16 protein-coding genes are annotated in these 20,717 nt (G+C 44.5%); 5 read left to right on the top strand and 11 right to left on the bottom strand.

What is annotated here, in order from left to right:
• Positions 1-4: 4 nt before the first annotated feature.
• Genes VN23_RS01095 through VN23_RS01085 form a run of 3 tightly spaced genes read right to left on the bottom strand, consistent with a single transcriptional unit; the run spans position 5 to position 3,755 of the window.
• Positions 5-502, bottom strand: coding sequence for a YfiR family protein (locus VN23_RS01095; RefSeq protein WP_046351019.1), 498 nt, complete (start codon positions 500-502; stop codon positions 5-7).
• Positions 503-504: 2 nt separating this feature from the next.
• The gene (locus VN23_RS01090; RefSeq protein WP_046351018.1) at positions 505-2,484 is read right to left on the bottom strand and encodes a TonB-dependent receptor plug domain-containing protein; all 1,980 of its coding nucleotides are present in this window, start codon (positions 2,482-2,484) and stop codon (positions 505-507) included.
• The gene (locus VN23_RS01085; protein ID WP_052746485.1) at positions 2,481-3,755 is read right to left on the bottom strand and encodes a sensor domain-containing diguanylate cyclase; all 1,275 of its coding nucleotides are present in this window, start codon (positions 3,753-3,755) and stop codon (positions 2,481-2,483) included. Before VN23_RS01085 ends, VN23_RS01090 begins: the two co-directional genes overlap by 4 nt.
• 280 nt (positions 3,756-4,035) lie before the next feature.
• On the opposite strand from VN23_RS01085, the gene VN23_RS01080 reads away from it, so the two are divergent.
• Entirely contained in the window at positions 4,036-4,473 is a 438-nt protein-coding gene (locus VN23_RS01080) for an FKBP-type peptidyl-prolyl cis-trans isomerase (RefSeq protein WP_082752534.1), read from the top strand.
• A 78-nt stretch (positions 4,474-4,551) separates the two neighbouring features.
• On the opposite strand, the gene aceK is transcribed toward VN23_RS01080, so the two are convergent.
• The 3 genes from aceK to VN23_RS01065 all read right to left on the bottom strand — a co-directional run bounded on the left by aceK (position 4,552) and on the right by VN23_RS01065 (position 9,643).
• Positions 4,552-6,333 (bottom strand): bifunctional isocitrate dehydrogenase kinase/phosphatase, encoded by a 1,782-nt coding sequence (aceK, locus tag VN23_RS01075; protein ID WP_082752533.1) that lies wholly within the window; start codon positions 6,331-6,333, stop codon positions 4,552-4,554.
• Positions 6,334-6,553: 220 nt separating this feature from the next.
• A complete protein-coding gene (locus VN23_RS01070; RefSeq protein WP_046351016.1) occupies positions 6,554-7,735 on the bottom strand; it encodes an acetyl-CoA C-acetyltransferase in 1,182 nt (393 codons plus the stop codon).
• Between the two features lie 186 nt (positions 7,736-7,921).
• On the bottom strand, positions 7,922-9,643 hold the full coding sequence (locus VN23_RS01065) for a PHA/PHB synthase family protein (protein WP_046351015.1): 1,722 nt from the start codon (positions 9,641-9,643) through the stop codon (positions 7,922-7,924).
• A 244-nt stretch (positions 9,644-9,887) separates the two neighbouring features.
• Here VN23_RS01065 and pbpG point away from each other — a divergent pair, with 244 nt between their 5' ends.
• On the top strand, positions 9,888-10,958 hold the full coding sequence (pbpG, locus tag VN23_RS01060) for a D-alanyl-D-alanine endopeptidase (protein WP_046351014.1): 1,071 nt from the start codon (positions 9,888-9,890) through the stop codon (positions 10,956-10,958).
• Between the two features lie 67 nt (positions 10,959-11,025).
• On the opposite strand, the gene apbC is transcribed toward pbpG, so the two are convergent.
• The 3 genes from apbC to VN23_RS01045 form a co-directional block, all read right to left on the bottom strand.
• Positions 11,026-12,117, bottom strand: coding sequence for an iron-sulfur cluster carrier protein ApbC (gene apbC / locus VN23_RS01055; RefSeq protein WP_046351013.1), 1,092 nt, complete (start codon positions 12,115-12,117; stop codon positions 11,026-11,028).
• Positions 12,118-12,309: 192 nt separating this feature from the next.
• Positions 12,310-12,597, bottom strand: coding sequence for a PsiF family protein (locus VN23_RS01050; protein ID WP_046351012.1), 288 nt, complete (start codon positions 12,595-12,597; stop codon positions 12,310-12,312).
• Between the two features lie 35 nt (positions 12,598-12,632).
• Positions 12,633-14,837 carry a patatin-like phospholipase family protein gene (locus VN23_RS01045; protein ID WP_046351011.1) on the bottom strand — a complete coding sequence of 735 codons (2,205 nt, stop codon included), beginning with the start codon at positions 14,835-14,837 and terminating at the stop codon, positions 12,633-12,635.
• A 54-nt stretch (positions 14,838-14,891) separates the two neighbouring features.
• On the opposite strand from VN23_RS01045, the gene VN23_RS01040 reads away from it, so the two are divergent.
• From VN23_RS01040 to VN23_RS01030, 3 genes are all read left to right on the top strand, one after another.
• Entirely contained in the window at positions 14,892-15,566 is a 675-nt protein-coding gene (locus tag VN23_RS01040; RefSeq protein ID WP_046351010.1) for a glycerophosphodiester phosphodiesterase, read from the top strand.
• Positions 15,567-15,624: 58 nt separating this feature from the next.
• A complete protein-coding gene (locus VN23_RS01035) occupies positions 15,625-16,398 on the top strand; it encodes a substrate-binding periplasmic protein (RefSeq protein ID WP_046351009.1) in 774 nt (257 codons plus the stop codon).
• Positions 16,399-16,488: 90 nt separating this feature from the next.
• Positions 16,489-18,813 (top strand): Tex family protein, encoded by a 2,325-nt coding sequence (locus VN23_RS01030; RefSeq protein ID WP_046351008.1) that lies wholly within the window; start codon positions 16,489-16,491, stop codon positions 18,811-18,813.
• A gap of 25 nt (positions 18,814-18,838) precedes the next feature.
• On the opposite strand, the gene VN23_RS01025 is transcribed toward VN23_RS01030, so the two are convergent.
• Positions 18,839-19,243 carry a hypothetical protein gene (locus tag VN23_RS01025; protein ID WP_046351007.1) on the bottom strand — a complete coding sequence of 135 codons (405 nt, stop codon included), beginning with the start codon at positions 19,241-19,243 and terminating at the stop codon, positions 18,839-18,841.
• Between the two features lie 75 nt (positions 19,244-19,318).
• Positions 19,319-20,632: an anaerobic C4-dicarboxylate transporter family protein gene (locus VN23_RS01020; RefSeq protein WP_156455091.1), complete on the bottom strand. Its 1,314-nt coding sequence runs from the start codon at positions 20,630-20,632 to the stop codon at positions 19,319-19,321.
• Between the last annotated feature and the right edge of the window lie 85 nt (positions 20,633-20,717).

Raw genomic sequence — 20,717 nt, 5'->3', positions numbered from 1 at the left:
TCAATCATCGCACTTCTTTTGCCAATTTCAACAATTGCGCACTCATTACCAAGCCTACATTATTGGCCTGTGAGCGATTTATTTTAAAGCTAATTCGATTAGGCTCGGTCACCAGCACAATCATCACTTTTTCTTCAAATGCTTCGGCATTTTCTCCTATTACCAAAATAGGCAGAGGTAAAACGGTGCTCATCAAGCTATTGATTCGCTCTTGCGCACCGATAAACAACACATGACAATCTGCAGCGCTTTTAATTGAAGATAACTTAATCACCCTCACCGGGTTACCATTTATTTTTCGCTCTTTAAACTTATCCAGCTCATCATAAATACCTTTAGCACCTAAAACACAGAGCTGTATTTCCTTACTAGGTGGAGGAGGCCAAGTCGTAAATTGAGCAAAACGAAATATAAAATTAGCTTTTAACTCAAGCTCATCCACCGCAGCCAATGCGTTTAAAGGAAATATCAAACAGAGTATAATCAATAATAGGCTTCTCATTTTCAATACCTAAAATTGACGTTAAGCCTAATATCACGGCCATCTTGTTTAACAGAAAAAGTATCAAAATTAAGCGATCGACTGGCGTCTCGGTATTGCACATCACCCAGATTATGCACAGATAGCGAGAGCGAACAATTCTTATTCAGCTCACCCGTTAATTTCATATCCGCCAGCCATTGAGGCTCTAACATTCCAAACATAATTTCCCGGCTGCTGATATAGCGTAGCTCGCTTGCTATTCTCCATTTAGGATCAAAAAAAGGCATCACAAACTTAAAATTAAACATATGCCTTGGCGAATTAAACAGCTCAAGATCATTAAGAGTAGATGTTTTTTGCAATGAATAAGCAAGCTTGGCCTGAATATCATAATCAAACCGCTGCTCTAGCTCTGTTTCAAATCCGGTACTCACTACTTTTTCTAAATTTAAATAAACAAGCCTGTTATCGATATAAGCTTGGCCGATTAAATCATCCATCTCATAATGGTAAACAGAGCTATTTATTTTAGTCCTAGGTGTAAAATAATGCTCTGCAACCAGCTCAAGTGTTGTTATTTTTTCTGCACTCGCATTTTTAAACTGGCTAACTGCATTTTGCGTTTGTTCAAAAAAATTAGGATTTCTAAATGCAGATCCATATAATAATTTAAAATTAGTTTGATCCTGAGGATTCCAAATCAAGCCAAGACGAGGATTAAAATGATTACCATACTGGGTGTGATCATATCTGCCACCCGCAATTAAAGTCATTCCTTTTGAAAAATTAAATTCATCTTGAGCAAAAATAGCATAATGGCTAGATAATTGCTTATTGGGAGGAAAGGTTTGAAAGCCATCAATATAGCTATGCCAAAACTGCTCAGTATTAAGCCTGCCTTCCGCCCCCAATAAAATTTTATGCCCGGAAAACTGGCTATAAATCGCATGTAATTCGCCATCCCACCAACGGCCGATGGCATTTTCTTTATTTACAAACATGGTTTCAGTATCATAATAAAAGGGATAACTCCCCTTATATTCTTCCTGATGATAATTTAATCGTGCCTGCATTGCCCAATTATTAAATAAATCAAAATCATAAGTAATGCCTAAAAATGAATACTGATTTTTATTCAATGCCTTACCATTTTTAATCATCAACAATGAGTCTTGGTCAGTACCAAACAGCACAGGATTCGTTCTTTCTCTATTGGAAAAACCGCCAGTGAGTTGTAAACCTGCCACGCTTAATTTTCCAAATAAATGCTGGCTTAAATCACTGTCAATTGCAGGATTACCCTGCAGCTCAGGCGCTGGAGTTGAATAATCCATATACACAGGTCGAGCTGGTCCGCCACGATAAAACTGGCTGGCAGAAATTAAATATTCAACCCCATTTTCAAGCCGGTTTGCCATGCTGGCACGCAATTTACTGGTATTAAAACTACCATATTCAAGCGCTGCTTCAGCGCCACGCAAGCTGGCCGCACCGCGTGTTAATACATTTACTACCCCCAAAAAAGCATTATTGCCATAAATGGCCGATCCCGGGCCTGGCACATATTCAACTCTATCGATTAAATCAACATCCAGCGGAAATTCACTCCCTGCAAAAACACTATCAAACACATTATTATTTAAGCGAATCCCATCAATTAAAATCAGCACGCGGGTATTGTAATCCCCGGGAATAGCCACACCCCGTGCACCTAAAAATGTATTCTGCCCATCATAGCTGGTAAATAAGCCCGGCATGCTACGCAATATTTCGCCCAAAGTACGGTAGCCCAATAGCTGGATATCATCGCGGCTAAGTACTCTGACTGCCGAAGGCGCATTTTTAATTCTTTGTGCAAATTTAGATGCAGTTGATACATCCACATTACTGGGCGGATTAATCAGAGCCGTATCCAGCAAGTCTTCTAAACTAGGCTCGCTCCCCTGATCCGCCGCCAAGGCTTGGCTAAAAATAAAAAATAGTGAGAGTAATTTTTTCATGCTGCTGATGAATATACACAGAAAGTATTTTTTCCCGCTTTTTTAGCCTGATACATTGCTAAATCAGCATAATGCAATAATGTTTTTGTATCCTGCGCATGTAAAGGGCAACAGGCAATTCCAATACTCGCCCCCACTGGCATAATATCTCCCTGAATTAAAATATCCTGGTGGACTGCCGCGACTAAGCGCTCTGCCAAAGTCTTAGCGGCTTCTACATCAGCAATCTGCGGTAAAATAGCCGCAAACTCATCCCCGCCTAAACGACAAGGTATATCGGTACTGCGTAATACGCTTTTTAAACGTTGCGCAATAACCGTTAAAACAACATCTCCTGCCTCATGCCCGTATTTATCGTTTACAAATTTAAAATTGTCCAGATCAATAAACATTAAAGCCGAAAAATTCTCTTCCAGAATTGATTTATCAATCACAGAGCTAAGTGCCTGATGAAAATAATGCCGGTTAGGCAATTTAGTTAAATTATCATAATTAGCTAAGATATCTAGGCAGCGCTCTGACTCCTTACTTTTATTTAGCTCTGCTTTTATATCGTTTTCCCAGTTTTCTATTTTTGCCAGCATCTGGTTAAAATGGTAAGACAAACGCCCCAGCTCATTATTGCCTTCATAATTTGAACGCAAGCTGTAATTACGCTGGGCGACTACGTTTTCTGCAATGGATGACAGCTCAAAAATAGGTGCAAGTGCCTTAACCTGCAAGCGATTAAGAATAATCGATGCAATCACAATAGCAATAACCGTTAAAGCCAGCCCTAGCAAGAAAAACTGCAACGTTTCCCTATACACAGCAGCAAAGCCAATTTGTAATTGCACCGCACCAAGCAACTCTCCGTCTAATGAAACAGGCACAAGCACAGCAATATGATCAAAAGACATATCTGTCATAGGCCGGTTAGCGATCTGAGTAAAAGAAAAAAGCTTAGTGTCCTGATGTAGTGAACCCCAGTCAGCAAAAATCTGATTTTGAGAATTAACCACACTTAAATAAGCCAAATCAGGCATAGCGATAAATGAATGCACCAAGGTCTTGGCCGCACTGGGGTCATTAAAAACCAACATGGGGGCAATATTACTCGCCAAAATATGCGCATTCACCATGGCCTCGCTTTTTAAGCGCTGCATCGCAATATAGCTGTAAGAAGCAGAGAACAACGCTAGGCACACTAGCAAAGTAGCTGCTATGCCCAGCACATTGAGAAGTAGTAATTTTTTTGCCAGAGGTAAATTTTTTATTCTGCTCTTTTCCATTCCTAGCCTTATTAGTATGACCATGCATACAGTAATTTACTTATTCTTACACAAAGGCACAGCAAATGCTGGAATATAGCGTGTTAGCTAACGAACCATCTTATCAAACCCACAAATAGATTTCAGATTAAGCGATAAATGATTACTTGCCTCTTTATTAATACTTACCTATTGCCAAATTGAGGATAAAAATCACCCAGCCCTTGTTAAGCTAGGAAGAGAGATCGGAAGACATTTATGAACGTGCTATAGTCGACAAACGGTAAGGAGACCTGACACTATGAAAATCCGCTTATTTGCAATTGCACTTTGTTTTGCCAGTATGGGCCAGCTCGCCCAAGCAGAAACGGCCCCAGCCAAGCTATCTGCGGCGCCAAGCAAGCTAGAAATGATCGATATTAAAACCGGCAGCGGCAAAGAAGCTGTTGCAGGCAACACTGTCACCGTGCATTACAGCGGTTGGTTATTTGATGCCAAAGCCGATAAAAATCACGGCACGCCATTTGATAGCTCGGTCGGAAAAAGCCCATTTAGCTTTCCCCTCGGCGCAAAACGCGTCATTAAAGGCTGGGATGCGGGTGTGGCTGGCATGAAAATTGGCGGCAAGCGTACGCTGATTATTCCTGCGGAGCTAGCCTACGGTACACGTGGTGCAGGAAATGTGATTCCACCTAATGCGCCACTGGTATTTGATGTTGAATTGCTGGAAGTAAAGTAATCGAAGATAAAAAAGCCAGTAGAGCAATCCCTGCTCTACTGGCTTTTTATTTAATCACGTTGAATCCCTAGCTTGAGCTCAATCAGGATAGCGCTTTGCAAATCGCTCGGTCTGCGGATAAGGATAAAAATCTTCAATAAAACCCTGCTTAATTCTATCCTTGGCATGCTGCCAAAAACGTACAGTCAGTAAATCAGCATGATGCTGCATAAATATTTTTTTTACGTCTGGGCGGCCAAGCAGAAAAGTGCCGAATTCTTCCGGATATACTTCATTCGGATTACCGCTAAACCATGTGTCGCTACTCATTTCAAACTCTGGGGCAGGCGGCGGCGGAATACGGCGGAAATCACAATCGGTCATGTATTCAATTTCATCATAATCATAGAAAACCACACGACCTTCACGGGTTACACCAAAGTTTTTAAACAGCATATCGCCAGGGAAAATATTGGCAATTGCCAATTCACGTAGCGCATTGCCGTAATCTTCGATGACGCTGGCTATTTCTTCATCATGGCGTTTTTCTATAAAGATATTAAGTGGAATCATGCGTCTTTCAATATAGAGATGGCGCAGGATGATTTTATCTTCGCTTTCTTCCAGAATAGATGGCGCTAATTTACGTATTTCTTCTAATAATTCTTCATTAAAACGCTCTCTGGGCAAAGCCACGTCGGAGAATTCTAATGAGTCGGCCATGCGCCCCACCCGGTCATGCTGTTTCACCAATAAATATTTTGCTTTTACAATCGTGCGATCTACTTCTTTTGGCGGAGCAATCACATCTTTAATAATTTTAAATACAAAAGGAAATGATGGCAGGGTAAATACAATCATCACCATACCCTTAGTACCCGGTGCAAACACAAAGGAATCAGTGGAATGACGCAGATGATGAAATAACTCGCGGTAAAACATGGTTTTACCCTGCTTACCCAAGCCCAGCATGGTATAAAGCTCGGCCCGTGACTTATCTGGCATTAATTTTTGTAAATAGCGCACATAGGCCGATGGTACTTCCATATCCACTAAGAAATAAGCGCGGGATAATGAGAAGAGGTGGCTGATTTGCCAAGGCTCGAACAGCGCAGCATCTAGAAATAATTTACCTTCTGCATCTCGGCAAAGTGGCAAGGCAAAAGGAATTTCTAAGTCTTCATGAATCGCTTTGCCAATAATATAAACCGCTTTATTGCGATAAAAAGGCGAAGCTAATACTTGAATCTGGGTATTGAGTGCAAACTCTGGCCAGCGTCCTAAGAATTTATGCAGGGCACGCAAAAGGCGATGTACATCGCGCTCTAAATCAACAAAGGGCAGCTCTAAATTAAAATCTGTAAACATATTCGCAAGCGTCGCATTAAGCCCCGTTTGAATCGGGTAATAGCTGCGATAAATGGGTGGCTCTGATTCTATATATTCAGTAGATACCGCTGGGCGATAAAAAATAAAATCATTATGAAAATAAGTACGGTGCAAAATACGGCAGCATACTGAGTTAAAAAAAGTTTCAGCTAGCTCGGGTTGTTTATGATTAATCAATAAACCAATAAAATAGAGTTTTACTTTGGACCAAGTCGCATCCGGCAAGCTATCGGCATTAAAATCTTGCTTTAGCCTGTCTGCTGTTTCTATCACCCGCAAATCATAAAAAGCAATCCGATCACGTACTTCTGCACGCTGGGCATGAAAATCACCATAAACAAAATGAACTTTTGCCTTACGGCTAGATTCTCTGAATAAGCGATAGTGCCAGTCAAAACCCTCTTGCAAAGCCAAAGCAATTGCGGCAACTTCCCAATGATCTGGATTGGGGGAATCCAAGCTAGAGTCCAATTTAACACTATTCGTCGGCATGGGTGCTTTCCTTTAAGATCATGGGATAATTATTTATAAAGCATGTATTGAAACAGCCACCATCCTTATTTATAGACAAAAGACCCGCTTATTCTGCACATTTAGAGATGCCATGAATACAACATACGGCTATTCTACAATTTGGCCCATTATGTAAAACCCTAGGAAAAAAGCCCTCAAATAAATCGAGGGCTTAGGCTTTATTATTTAAAACAAAAAATTAAGAACGCTCTACCGCCAAGGCCACACCCATACCGCCACCAATGCACAATGTGGCTAAGCCTTTTTTAGCATCGCGGCGTTGCATTTCATGCAATAAGGTCACCAGAATACGGCAGCCTGATGCGCCAATCGGATGGCCTAAGGCAATTGCACCGCCATTGACGTTTACTTTATTTAAATCCCATTTTAATTCACGGCTCACACCAATCGCTTGAGCGGCAAAAGCTTCATTGCCTTCAATCAGGTCAAGATCATCAATGCTCCAACCCAAACGCGCCAATACACGTTGTGTGGCAGGAACCGGGCCCATACCCATAATGGTTGGATCTACACCGGCAGAAGCTGCCGCGCGAATAGTAGCCAGCGGAGTTAAACCCAGCTCTTTGGCTTTAGCAGCGCTCATCAGCATTACTGCAGCAGCGCCATCATTAATACCCGAGGCATTACCCGCTGTAACTGTGCCTTCTTTATCAAAAGCTGCGCGTAATTTGGCTAGAGATTCTGCTGTGGTATTAGGTTTAATAAATTCATCTTTATCAAACACGATTGGATCGCCTTTCTTTTGCGGAATCACAACCGGGAAAATTTCTTCTGCAAAACGGCCAGATTCTTGTGCAGCCGCCGCTTTCATTTGCGATGACAGCGCCACAGCATCTTGCTCTTCACGGGTGATACCATATTTTTTGGCAATATTTTCAGCGGTAACGCCCATATGGTAATTGTTATAAGCGTCAGTTAAACCGTCGTAGACCATAGTATCAACCAGTGCCGTATTACCCATACGGAAACCATCGCGGCTGCCTGGTAAAATATGCGCCGAAGCCGACATGTTTTCTTGACCGCCCGCAATAACAATCTCGCTTTCACCAGATAGTATGGCTTGCATACCCAAAGCAACCGCTTTCAGGCCCGAACCGCAAACTTGATTAATTGTTAATGCAGGGACGGCATCTGGCAGACCCGCACGGCGCAAAGCTTGCCGCGCAGGGTTTTGGCCTAGGCCTGCAGTTAAAACATTACCTAAAATCACTTCGCTGATTTGGTCTGCTGCCACGCCGGTTTTAGCCAGCAAGCCACGAATCACGGTTGCACCCAACTCTGCAGCAGGCACTTTAGCTAGCCCGCCACCAAAATTACCCAGAGCAGTACGACCAGCAGCAACAATCACGATCTCAGTCATGCGGTATTTCCCTTTTAAAAAGCTGATTTAGGATCCCCAAACCAGCGGATTAAGCAACGATTTATTTATCGACAAGGCTTCAGGCCTGTCGCTGGCTACAACTCAGACAAAACAATCAGATTATGCCAAATAAATACCCTAACAAAACTCAACTAAGGGATGAAGCGGCATAACCATGTTTATTCATTAATCTAAGCGCTCTTTCACATAGCGCCCCGGAGCAGGTTCGATCGGTTTAAAAGCGGCATTGCCATGCACTTTAGGCGCAGCAATCTCCTCTCCCGATAATGGGATTAACCATTGGCTCCAATCTTGCCACCAGCTACCCGGGCGAGATTCCGCACCATTGAGCCATGCTTCAGAATCACCTGATAAATCTTCATTTACCCAGTAATTGCGTTTATTGGCTTTTACCGGATTAATCGCACCCGCGATATGGCCGGAAGCCCCAAGCACATAGCGCAGCGGACCTTTAAAAATTCGTGTGCTTAAATAGGCAGATTGCCAAGGCACAATATGATCTTCGCGCGCTGCAAAGATATACGTTGGTGTAGTGATGGTCGTTAAATCAATCGGCACGCCACAAAGGCTAAATGAATTAGGCTTGGTGAGATTGTTTTCTAGATACATATTGCGCAGAAAAAAGGTATGCATCGGCAAAGCCAGATTGGCCGAGTCATTATTCCAATAGAGTAAATCAAACGGTGCTGGCGTTTTACCCTTCAGATAATTATTAACCACGTAATTCCAGATCAAATCATTCGAGCGTAATGCCGAGAACGTACGGGATAATTCTTTGCCGCCAATCACGCCACCTTCGCTCAAGAGTGCTTCGCGTTTACGGATCAGATTCCAATCAATAAAGTGCTTAATATCACCCGGCTCGGTGTGATCGATCATCACCGTCATTAAAGTAACTGATTCAATCCAATCCAGACCACGCGCTTGCATCACCGGCATAGCGGTAGAAACCAGCTCACCCCCGATGCAGAAAGACAGCACATTGATTTTTTCAGACTTGCCAATTTTGCGCACCACATCGCAAGCGGTAATGACGCCGTTTTCAACGTAATCATCCCACTCTAAGTGGCCCATTTCTGGCGTCACTGATTTCCAAGACACCAGAAAGGTTTTAAAACCTTGGCTAACGGCATAAGCGACGAGGGAGTTATCGGGCTGCAGATCCATGATGTAAAACTTATTCACACATGGCGGCACAATCAACAAGGGGCGGGAATAAACTTTGGCGGTAGAAGGGGTGTATTGCAGTAATTGGAAGAGCTCATTTTCAAAAACGACTTGTCCGGGACTGATTCCCAGATTTTTGCCGACTTCAAATTGAGATTCGTCAGTCATGGTGATAGTGCCTTTCTGCATATCCTCCATTAACTTTTTCATGCCTTCCTGCAGACTTTCCCCTTTACTTTCTAAAGCCAGTTTCATCACTTCAGGGTTTGTAAAAGCAAAATTTGCCGGGCTCATCGCATCGACATATTGGCGTGTAAAAAAACTCATTTTTTCACGGGCCGACTCATCGGTATGCGCCTGATCGACCAATTGCAATAACCAGCGTGATGTCACCAAATAGTTTTGTTTGATGTAATCAAATAAAGGTTGCTCCCATTCCGGAGCATTAAAACGACGATCACCTTTTTCTGGAACAGCAACAGCCGCTTTCTCTTTAGCACCGATCAGCCCCAGCCATAAATCGAGCTGCTGCTTATAAAAATCGCTATGTTGTGCCAAAAAAGGATTGCTTTGCGTTAAGCCCGTCATCATCTGATGCATAGGTGCAAGATCTGCTGCGGGCTCACCTGGCTGTGAAAGATTAACCCAGCTTTGCAGCAACTTCTGGTTAGTATCCGTAAGCTGCTGGAAAAATTCATCCATCGATTTGTTATTAAACATCGGTTTTCTCCGAAAGCAACTCGAAAGGAACACCATTCTAGCAAGTTATTGCTGCACTGCAACAACAAACTAGCGTCTGAAAAACAAAAACACGAAAAAATATTCTAATCTTATTTCTAGCAAATCGTACCGTACTATTTGATTTAACATGACATTTTAAAAATCCTTGCGTAAAATAAAAATACAATTATGAAGGATGCCGTGAACATAAATCGGCCATCCCTAGCCTCGGAGTCTTTATCTCATGCTGTACCGCATTTTCTCCTGCTGCACTCTGGTTGCAGCGCTGGGCCTAACGGCGCCAGCCATTGCGGCGGCAAATACTGACCATAAAACGGTCACTAAATCGTCAGCTAAAAAATCAACTGCCGCCGTTTCTAAAGCAAAAACATCAAAAGCTGCAAAAACCTCGAAGACCGCAAAAAAAAGCAAAGTAGTCAGCAAAGCTGTCGCCAAATCGAGTAACAAGCAAATTACCAGCCGCGCCATTGCCAATGCCCGTAAAGACGTATCTGTTTCACGCGCTCTGGCCATGTCTAGCACGCTCGATAATCCAGGAGTGCAATCTGTTGGCGTCTTGGTACTTAATGAGCAAAATGGCGAAATCATGTATGAAAAAAATGCTGATTCGCTCACTCCTATTGCATCCATTACCAAATTAATGACCGCAATGGTAACGCTTGATGCGCAACTGCCATTAAATGAGCTGCTCACCATTAGCCAAGCCGATGTTGATACGCTCAAAAATACCAGTTCACGTCTTACCATTGGCACAACACTCACCCGTGGCGAGCTGCTGCTTTTAGCACTCATGGCTTCAGAAAATCGTGCGGCTGCGGCTCTTGCCCGCACCTTCCCTGCAGGGCAAGCTGCTTTTATTCGTAAAATGAATGAAAAAGCGCAATCTTTAGGTATGCGTAACAGCCGTTTTTACGATTCAACCGGCCTCACACCTAATAATATTTCTACGCCGCGTGAGCTTGCTTTAATGGTAAAAGCCGCACATCGCTATCCTGAAATTCATGATTTCACCACCAGCAGCGAATACAGCTTTATCTCCAATCAATCGGGCAGGAGCATGGCATTTCACAATACCAACCCGCTAGTAAAAGAGGTAGATTGGAATATTGGCGTGTCTAAAACAGGCTTTATTAATGAAGCTGGACGCTGCCTGGTAATGCAAGCCACCATTAATGGCACACCGGTCGTCATTGTCTTGCTTGATTCCAGTGGCAAATACACTCGCATTGGTGATGCACAAAGAGTACGCAAGTGGATTGAAACAACATCAACCAGCAGATTACGTGCCGGTTAGTTTAATCAGCGCAATAAAAAGCCCGAGACAATCTCGGGCTTTTTATTGCGCTGATTAAAATTAAATATTAAGTGTTTTTCTGAATCACAATCTTTGGAAACTTATTAGAGAAATCCTGTGATTTAGCGGCGATTTTTACTGCTACTTTACGGGCAATCACTTTATATAGCTCAGCGATTTTGCTATCAGGATCGGCAACAACCGAAGGCTTGCCTGCATCCGCATTTAAACGAATCGATAAATCCAGTGGTAATTGACCTAGCAAATCAATACCGTAATCAGCCCCCATTTTCGCCCCGCCACCCTCACCAAAAATAGGCTCGGCATGGCCGCAGTTGCTGCAAATATGCATGCTCATATTCTCGACCAAACCCAAAATTGGCACGCCCACTTTCTCAAACATTTTGATCCCCTTGCGAGCATCGAGCAGGGCAATATCTTGTGGTGTAGTTACGATCACTGCGCCGGTCACTGGCACTTTTTGGCTTAAAGTCAGCTGAATATCACCCGTACCCGGTGGTAAATCAATCACCAGATAATCCAAGTCCCCCCAGAGAGTTTCATTCAGCAATTGAGTTAATGCTTGCGTAACCATCGGGCCGCGCCAAACCATGGGCTGCTCGGTATCAATTAAAAACCCGATCGACATCGTTTTAATGCCATGATTTTCAATCGGCAATATATATTTATTTTCTACCGCCTCGGGCTTCTGATCGGCAACCCCCATCATGGTGGGCTGCGATGGACCATAGATATCGGCATCCAGTAAACCTACGCTGGCGCCTTCTGCCGCTAAAGCCAGCGCCAAATTCACTGCGGTCGTCGATTTACCCACACCGCCTTTACCACTGGCCACAGCAATAATATTCTTAATGCCTTTTTGCAGTGGCAAACCACGCTGCGCAGCATGAGCCACAATATGGCTTGATACGTTAACCTGAACCGATGCCACTCCCTCTACCGCCAGTAAGGCCTGCTCTATTTGCTTGGCGATTGCAGCAAACTGACTTTTAGCAGGATAGCCCAGCTCGATATCCAAGCTAACGGCTGCTTGCTCAAACTTTAAATTTTTAATGCATTTAGCCGAAACAAAATCGCGCCCAGTATGAACATCAATTTCTTTAGCAAGCGCAGCAAGTAAGAGGTCGTGAGAGGGCATGGCAGATGTTCCGGTGGTCTTACGAAAGAGGCGATCGAGGAAAGTCATTATCAACTTGAAGCTATGGGTAAATATAACAGAGACCAAATGGGCAAGGCAGAAGTCAGATCAAACCTTACTTAATGAAAGAAGATGGGGATGATGAGAGACATTTCAAGCCACCCGAAACCGCGTCTCAAGTGGCTTTCAAGATTACTTTTTCAGGCAGCTGCTCATAAACGCTTTACGCTCATCACCTTTTTTACCTGTGGCATCTTTATTACATTGCTTCATTTTATCTTGCTGAGTCATCGCAGCAGGAGCCGAAGCGGGTGCCGCTTTAAGGCAAGTACTCATAAACGCTTTACGTGCGTCGCCCTTCAAAGACTGAGCACCAGCATCTTTATTACATGCAGCCATTTTCTCTTGCTGTGGCCCCGCATGGGCAGCAGTTGCAAGCACAAGCGCCAATACACCACCCAATAAGCTCTGTTTCAACATCACGACCTCCTAAAGAAAAAAAGTGTTTTTACTGGTTAAAACTGATTGCCCAGCATCAAATAATAACGCAATTTCTTGTTATCACCGTAAGCGGCCCCCAGATAGAATGGTCCCAGATAAGTATCAGCAGCCCAGAAACCAGTCAGGGAAGAATGCCAACCTTCTTGTTCTTCATCCAGTACATTAAACATACGACCCGCTTCAATTGCAGCGCCTAAATAACTGCCACCTACACTTAGGCCCAGCAAAGTCACTGGTGAGTAAACCTGAGCTTTCATATAAATTGAATTTTCACCCAATAACTCATTTTTCCGATAGCTAGACAAATTTAAAAAGCCACCTAAAGACTGAAAATCCGGTAAGAAAGGGGCTTCTTTATAACTATAATTACCCTTTACAGCGATATTCCCTTTCACACCATTAATATTAAACGCATGCTGAGCCTCTAAACCAAAACGCCCATAGTTACTAAAATCACCCTGCCCTTTTAATGCATAGTAAGCACTTAAATTAACCAGGTCGCCCTTGCCCGGAAAATAAAGATGATCGAGTTGATCATAATACAATTTAAAACCAACGCCATAATCCCCATCTACGCTATCCGAGTAAATTGAATCACCGATTTGTTTGGTAGCATCATAATGTTGATATGAAACACCCAACCTCACCTCGCCAAACCGCGTCAGGCTTGATCCAAGATCTAAACCAAAATGAGTTTGCGTATAGCGATACTGCGCTAGATTTTCACCTGCATCCCAGATAGAAATCGGGGTTGATTTATATCTGAATGAAGGCGCAATAAAAGCATAACCATCTAATTGCAAAGGCTGATAAAACTCAGATTGGAAAGACATCGTGTCCCCCACTCTAAGCGAGCTTTTCCACTCGGCCCCTAGGGAATTAATCCACGTTCGGCGATACATCGCAGTTAAAGAATAGGGATTATTTCCTTCAAAATCAGTGCCCATTCCCAGACCAAAAGAAAGGTAATTAGGCCCCCAATCTTTTTCAATTGGAAACAAGGTTAATTTTTGTAATCCATCATGATCGGTCAGCTCATAATCCAGCTGCGAAAAATCACCACGGGCATAAACCTCCGCCAAGCGCTTATGAAAATGATCACCATCTAAAGGGTTGCCAATCTGTACATCTAATGCTTCTTTCAATACATTAGGATTTACATTACGCATCGACATTACTTCAACCGTTTGTACTGGCTGAGGAATCAGCTTATTGGCTAATTTTTTCTTCTGCCAAGCCGCGTATTCTTCTTCAGATAAAGAATATTTATTAAGCTGATATAAACTCAGCGTCGCGGCTTCTTCACCTTTAACAATAAAATCTTTACCACTCTTAAAATCTGCAGAATTTAAAGTTCCTAAATTAGGCGTAATCAAAACATCTGAAGGTTTTAAACTATCTAATTGTGGCTTTACATTTTGGGCAACCATTAAACGCGTATATTGATCCGCCGTACTTAAAATGCTATTAATCTGATCTCTATTTAGAGGCTGTGCGCCCACATCAACAGCAATAATGACATCGGCACATAATGAGCGAGCCACATCAACCGGCATATTACGAGCCAAGCCCCCATCCACCAGCAAGCGAGAGCCCCGTGAAACCGCTGAAAACACCCCGGGCACAGCCATGCTGGCGCGCATCGCACTCACAATATCACCATCTTTCAGCACCACCATTTCGCCCGTTTCAATATCTGTGGCCACGGCGCGATAGGGAATGCTCAAGGCATCAAATGAGGGGGTCGTTCCGCCAAAAGTCATTTCACGTAAAAATAATTCAATTTTCTGGGTGCTGATCGCAGCCGAAGGCAAAGCCACTTCACCACTATCCCGTATACCCAGCTCAATGCCCACCAAATTAAGCTTATCGTCTTGTTTTTTTCGAACACCATTCAATTGGCGTGGCAAGTTAGAGCTTAATAAATCATCCCAATTAGCCTCAGTCGCCCTACGCGCTAGCTCTTCAGGTGTTCGCCCTGCCGCGTAAGCCCCTGCAACCAAAGACCCTATGCTGGTCCCCACCACACAATCAATCGGCACTCTTGCCTCTTCAAGTACTTTAAGCACACCGATATGGGACAAACCACGCGCTCCGCCACCACCTAATACCAAACCAATTCGAGGCCGCTCTACCGAGAATGCCTGTTGAGAAAAGCAGCTGGCCCCAAGCAGCATAATAAATACAGATTTACCCAGAAAACTTCTAGCACGAAGCATGCATCGCATCCTAAAATTAAGGTATTCATTTTTTTCAAGAGTGTAACCGATTCTATGTTGCGACTTGCACATCGCGGTTTACACCGCACAGCCCCAGAGAACACCCTTGCGGCTTTTGCTTTAAGCTTAACGGCCGGGTTTACAGGAATAGAGACGGATGTTCGCCTATCTGCAGACGGAGAAGCCGTTTTATATCACGACAGAAACGCCCCCAATGGCATTGCTGTTGCTACATTAAGCCGCAGTGAATTATCCCATTTATCAGGGTATATCGTCCCAACTTTATCCGAAGCGCTGGACGCTTTTCCTGATGCCTATTGGAATATTGAAATAAAAACCCCATCCGTTTTGCCCAACTGCTTGGCGATTCTTAAAAACCATATCCATCAGCAACAACTGCTCGTCAGCTCCTTCCATCATGAAGTTGCTTTACATGTCGAAAAAGAACTACATATTGATTGTGGTTTTTTAATTGCTCACCGCCCAGCCCAATTAAATGAGCTCATTTTATCTGCAATGCCACACCGGCATTTACGCACACTCATCTGGGATTATGAAGTGCTTGATCTGGATCTTTTAAATCAAAGCTTTACACAAGGCTTTAATAATTATGTTTATGGTGCACAAACTGAACAAGAACACCTTATTTGCCATGAATTTCCCTTACAAGGAATTATTACAGACTATCCGGAATTTGTTGGCCTAACATCTGCACCAACACGTCAATAAAGCAGTTTAAAGCCGGTTTATTATTAGTAATAGACCGGCGTTTTATGAAGATAAAAAAATGAATCGCAATTTTATACACACTATTTTTGCTATTAGCCTATTAAGCTCACCACTTAGCTATGCCGCAAATGATTCGATTAAAATCCGCCTGTCCAATCAGGAGTGGGCTCCATATATGGGCAAGGGCCTAGCAGATTATGGCATTCTTTCTAGGCTGGTTTTTGAAGCGTTTGCGCGTGAAAATGTACAAGTAACTTATGAATTTTACCCCAATAACCGCACCTTGGAAGTCGCACGCAAAGGCGTCTTAGACGGCAGCTTTGGCTGGGCTATTTCTGCCGAAAGACAGAAAAATTTGCTTTATACCGATCCGGTGCTTTCTGCCAATATGGTTTTCTTTGAAAGAGTGAATTCAAAACGGCCATGGAAGAAACTCAGTGATTTAAAAGACTCTCGCATTGGCATTACCCTGGGCAATTATTATTCAGATGAATTTTCCCAGCTTGAAAAACAAAAAATTTTAAAAACGGATGCTGCCGCAGATGATCTGACTGGATTTAGAAAACTAATGGCTGAGCATATAGATCTTTTTCCTATCGATATTGAAGTTGGGCAATATTTATTGCAACAAAACTTCTCCGCAGAAAAACGTGTGCAAGTCACGTGGCAAAAAAAAGCATTTTGGATTGCCCCCATGCATGTAGTCATTTGGAACAAACACCCCCGTGGAAAAGAACTCATCGCGCGTTTTAATAGCGGCCTAAAAAAGCTTAAATCCAGCGGGGATTTTCAAAAAATAATAGATGAAACACGCAATAAAATTAATCAATAAACCCTTAAAATTGCTGTGAAAATGCCACACGCACACGAGTGCTTTAAAAGCCGTAAAATACAGCTCTTCTCGCTTTTGTAGATTCTGCCCATGCTACCTTCAATTCACCAACGTATTGCCACCGAAATCGCCTGCCGCGAAGCCCAAGTGATTGCTGCCGTTACTTTGCTAGACGATGGTGCCACCGTGCCGTTTATTTCCCGTTACCGTAAAGAAGTCACCGGCGGCCTAGATGACACCCAGCTGCGCAATTTGGAAGTGCGCCTTGGCTATTTACGTGAATTGGAAGAGCGGCGCGTCAGCGTGATCAATAGCATCACCGAGCAAGGCAAGCTGAGCACGGCGCTAAAAATACAAATACTGAGCGCCGATAATAAGCAGCGCCTGGAAGACCTTTACTTGCCGTTTAAACAAAAACGCCGCACCAAGGCGCAAATTGCAAGAGAAGCAGGCCTTGCACCGCTGGCCGAACAACTACTCGCCAATCCACAACTTAATCCTGAACAAGCTGCTGGTGCATTTTTAAATGCCGATGCGGATATAAAAGACAGCAAAGCCGCACTCGATGGTGCACGCGCAATTTTAATTGAAACCTTTAGCGAAGACGCCGAACTGATTACCAAGCTACGCAGCTTTTTGCAAAGCAATGCCAGCAGCAAGACGGCGGTGATTGCAGGTAAAGAAAATGAAGGCGCTAAGTTTTCTGACTATTTTGATTACCACGAAAAAATCTCTGCCATGCCTTCCCACCGCATTCTGGCTATTTTACGCGGTAGAAATGAAGGCATTCTGAATCTATCTATCCTCTTGCCAGAAGAACTCGCAGCCAGCCTCGCCAATGAAAAAACCCGCAATAGCACACCCAATATTTGCGAAATGCGTATCGCAGAGCGCTTTGGCGTCAAAAACCAAGATCGCCCCGCAGACAAATGGCTGGCCGACACGGTAAGGCAAAGCTGGCGCACCAAGATCTTTTTAAGCTTGGAATCCGAGCTATTAAGTCAGCTGCGTGAGCAGGCCGATATCGAGGCGATTAAAGTATTCGCCAGCAATATGAAAGATCTGCTTTTGGCCGCACCAGCAGGCCCTAAAGTCACCCTTGGTCTTGATCCGGGGCTGCGCACCGGCGTAAAAGTGGCCGTGGTTGATCGCACCGGCAAGCTGCTCGACACGGCCACAATCTATCCGCACGAGCCGCGCAAAGCATGGAATGAATCACTTACTACCTTGGCTGCGCTGGCTAAAAAACACGGTGTAGAGCTGATCTCTATTGGCAATGGCACGGCCAGTCGTGAAACCGATAAACTCGCCATCGAGCTGATTAAGCTGATGCCTGAGCTAGCGATGCAAAAGCTGGTGGTTTCCGAAGCAGGCGCATCGGTTTATTCTGCCTCTGAGTTTGCTGCAAAAGAATTCCCTGAGCTGGATGTTAGCCTGCGCGGTGCAGTATCCATCGCCCGCCGCTTGCAAGATCCACTCGCCGAGCTGGTTAAAATCGACCCCAAAGCCATTGGGGTGGGGCAGTATCAGCACGATGTAAACCAAAACGAGCTGGCACGCATGCTCGATACCGTGATTGAAGACTGCGTGAATGCCGTGGGTGTTGATGTGAATTCGGCATCAGTGCCACTCCTAACTCGGGTATCAGGCCTGAGCGCCACAATGGCGGCCAATATTGTGGCCTACCGCGATCAGCACGGTGCATTTAGTGAGCGCAAAGCGCTGCTAAAAGTACCTCGTATCGGCGATAAAAGCTTTGAGCTAGCCGCTGGTTTCTTACGGGTGATGGCGGGTAAAAACCCGCTTGATGCTTCTGCCGTCCACCCTGAGGCCTATCCGCTGGTAGAAAAAATTATCGCTAAAGTCGGCAAAAATATTGGCCAGATTATTGGCGATAACGCCCTGCTCAAAAGCCTGAATCCAGCCGAATTAGTTGACGCACAATTTGGTGTGCCCACGATTAAAGATATTCTGGCCGAGCTGGAAAAACCCGGCCGTGATCCTCGCCCGGAATTTAAAACCGCCAGTTTTCTTGAGGGCGTGGAAAAAATTGCTGATTTAAAACTAGACATGGTGCTGGAAGGCGTCGTGACCAATGTGACCAACTTTGGCGCATTTATTGATATTGGCGTGCATCAGGATGGTTTGGTGCATATCTCAGCACTCGCTAATCGCTTTATTAAAGATCCGCGGGAAGTGGTTAAAACGGGCGATGTAGTGAAAGTAAAAGTAGTGGAAATTGATGTGGCCAGAAAACGCATTGCACTGACCATGCGCTTAACAGACAGCGCAGCACCAAGTGCTGAAACAGTCAAACAAAGCATGACACCCAAGGATAGAAAAATCGTTGAACGTCAGCCAGAGGCACAGGGTGCGATGGCTACGGCACTGGCTGCTTTAAAAACTAGGCGCTAAAAAGACCCCCAAAAAAAGGCAGCCACTAAGCTGTGGCTGCCAATCCTGACCCTGCTTCCGTCTCTGTAACAGAAGAAATCGCCCGATAACTTGCTAGGGCATTTTCAATCCGTGGTGGAGGGCGTGCCGAAGAGCTTATATCTTGCTTCGCAACGGTCATTGCCAGCTGAGGCCAATAAAGAGCCGAAGCCATCAACATTTGTGAGAGCAAAAGCTGCGTACCCAGCGCTTTATCATCTGCCATGCTGCGCTGTAGCTCCTGCGGCACAACGATGTCCACTTTCTGCACCGTATTGATCGCATCAGTAAACAGATCCCTTTCATCACGCGCAGCAACGCTTTGCAGCGACTGCTGCTGCTTGTTATGCACGGCATCAAGCTGATTACGCGCACTCCAGTCTGCTGATAAGCTTTCGATTTGGGCATCCATAACCACATCATCAACGATTTTTCTAATTAATGAGTAGGAAGGATTACCCAAACCTAAGGGTAATTTTTCTTTATATTACAAGAGGATATGCGAAATAGCGAAGCCAGACCCCACGGAAACCACCGAGCAGACTAGCCCCGGCAACATAAAACTATGGTTCAGTAAATATTTGCCAATGTGAGTCGTACCGGTGCGATCAAAGTTAATTGCAGCGATCACGGTTGGATAATTAGGAATAAAGAAATAACCGTTTACACTAGGAAACATCGCAATTAAAGCCGGAGCAGGTATCCCCAAGGCAATCCCCAAGGGAAGCAAAGCGCGGATGGTTGCGGCTTGTGAATACAACAAGATCGACATGCCAAATAAGGCAATTGAAAACAACCAAGGCTGAGCGGTAACGATCTCTTTAAGCGAGCCAGAAAACAGCGCCATATTGGCCTGAATAAACGTGTCCCCCATCCAAGCTACACCAAAAATCCCAATCACCGCAGCAGAGCCGGCCCTAAACACCGAGCCTTTAATCACCTCATCGGGCTTTACTTTACAAAAGAGTAAAATTAAAGCGGCTGCCGACAACATCACAATTTCAATCGCTTGGGCCATATTTAACTGCACGCTTTTGCCAGCCACCAGCCACTCAGGCCGAAGTGATGGAAAGGTGCCCAGCATGACCACCGAAATCACCGCCAGCAGAAATAGCCATACTGAACGGCTGGCCTCCTTAGGCAAAGCCAAACGCTCCTCGGCTTGCAGCGCCTGAATCTCCCCACGCTCTAATCTACCCCGATACACCGGATCAAGCTTCAACTCACAGCCTTGGTGGCTGGCCGCTAATGCCCCTGCCATCGTCCCCAAAAGGGTGGCAGGAATGGCAACCATTAAAATATCGCCTAAATGAATCCCTGCGGGTGAAAGTAATGATAGTAAGGCCACCGTTGCCGCAGAAATTGGGCTGGCTGTAATCGCCGCTTGGGATGCAATCACCGCAATGGATAAGGGCCGCTCTGGGCGAACACCCGATTCATGCGCAACTTCTGCAATCACCGGCAACACGGCATAAGCGACATGGCCTGTACCTGCGAAAAGCGTAAAAAAATACGTCACCAAAGGCGCATAAAAGGTGATGCGCTTTGGATCTCGGCGTAGCAATTTTTCGGCAATACGCACTAAAAAATCCATCCCCCCTGCCGCTTGCAAACAACCTGCCGTGGTAATCACGGCAATGATCATCAACATCACATCAATCGGCGCAGTTGTAGGTTGCAAACCAAAAATAAACACCAAGATGGCCAAGCCCAAACCGCCCATTACCCCTAAGCCAATCCCAGAGATTCTGGCACCGAGTAAGATCGCAGCAATTACCACAAAAAACTCTAGAGCAATCACAATAAATATCCTCAAAAATGCTATTTGCCATATTGCCATGACGCGCATAACCACAAACTGAGGTAACGCAAATCCAGCTGATTTA

Origin of the sequence: Janthinobacterium sp. B9-8 (genome assembly GCF_000969645.2) — a bacterium.
Classification (GTDB): domain Bacteria; phylum Pseudomonadota; class Gammaproteobacteria; order Burkholderiales; family Chitinibacteraceae; genus Iodobacter.
The sequence above is the reverse complement of the archived record's forward strand: the minus strand, read 5'-3'. Positions and strand labels throughout refer to the sequence as shown.

Bases quoted from the DNA above. Each gene is read 5' to 3' on its own strand.
- VN23_RS01030 (WP_046351008.1), top strand. From the start codon at position 16,489: ATGCTACCTTCAATTCACCAACGTATTGCCACCGAAATCGCCTGCCGC.
- VN23_RS01080 (WP_082752534.1), top strand. From the start codon at position 4,036: ATGAAAATCCGCTTATTTGCAATTGCACTTTGTTTTGCCAGTATGGGC.
- VN23_RS01035 (WP_046351009.1), top strand. From the start codon at position 15,625: ATGAATCGCAATTTTATACACACTATTTTTGCTATTAGCCTATTAAGC.
- VN23_RS01095 (WP_046351019.1), bottom strand. From the start codon at position 502: ATGAGAAGCCTATTATTGATTATACTCTGTTTGATATTTCCTTTAAAC.
- pbpG (WP_046351014.1), top strand. From the start codon at position 9,888: ATGCTGTACCGCATTTTCTCCTGCTGCACTCTGGTTGCAGCGCTGGGC.
- VN23_RS01040 (WP_046351010.1), top strand. From the start codon at position 14,892: ATGTTGCGACTTGCACATCGCGGTTTACACCGCACAGCCCCAGAGAAC.
- VN23_RS01090 (WP_046351018.1), bottom strand. From the start codon at position 2,484: ATGAAAAAATTACTCTCACTATTTTTTATTTTTAGCCAAGCCTTGGCG.
- VN23_RS01065 (WP_046351015.1), bottom strand. From the start codon at position 9,643: ATGTTTAATAACAAATCGATGGATGAATTTTTCCAGCAGCTTACGGAT.
- VN23_RS01045 (WP_046351011.1), bottom strand. From the start codon at position 14,837: ATGCTTCGTGCTAGAAGTTTTCTGGGTAAATCTGTATTTATTATGCTG.
- VN23_RS01070 (WP_046351016.1), bottom strand. From the start codon at position 7,735: ATGACTGAGATCGTGATTGTTGCTGCTGGTCGTACTGCTCTGGGTAAT.
- VN23_RS01085 (WP_052746485.1), bottom strand. From the start codon at position 3,755: ATGGAAAAGAGCAGAATAAAAAATTTACCTCTGGCAAAAAAATTACTA.
- VN23_RS01025 (WP_046351007.1), bottom strand. From the start codon at position 19,243: ATGGATGCCCAAATCGAAAGCTTATCAGCAGACTGGAGTGCGCGTAAT.
- apbC (WP_046351013.1), bottom strand. From the start codon at position 12,117: ATGCCCTCTCACGACCTCTTACTTGCTGCGCTTGCTAAAGAAATTGAT.
- aceK (WP_082752533.1), bottom strand. From the start codon at position 6,333: ATGCCGACGAATAGTGTTAAATTGGACTCTAGCTTGGATTCCCCCAAT.
- VN23_RS01050 (WP_046351012.1), bottom strand. From the start codon at position 12,597: ATGTTGAAACAGAGCTTATTGGGTGGTGTATTGGCGCTTGTGCTTGCA.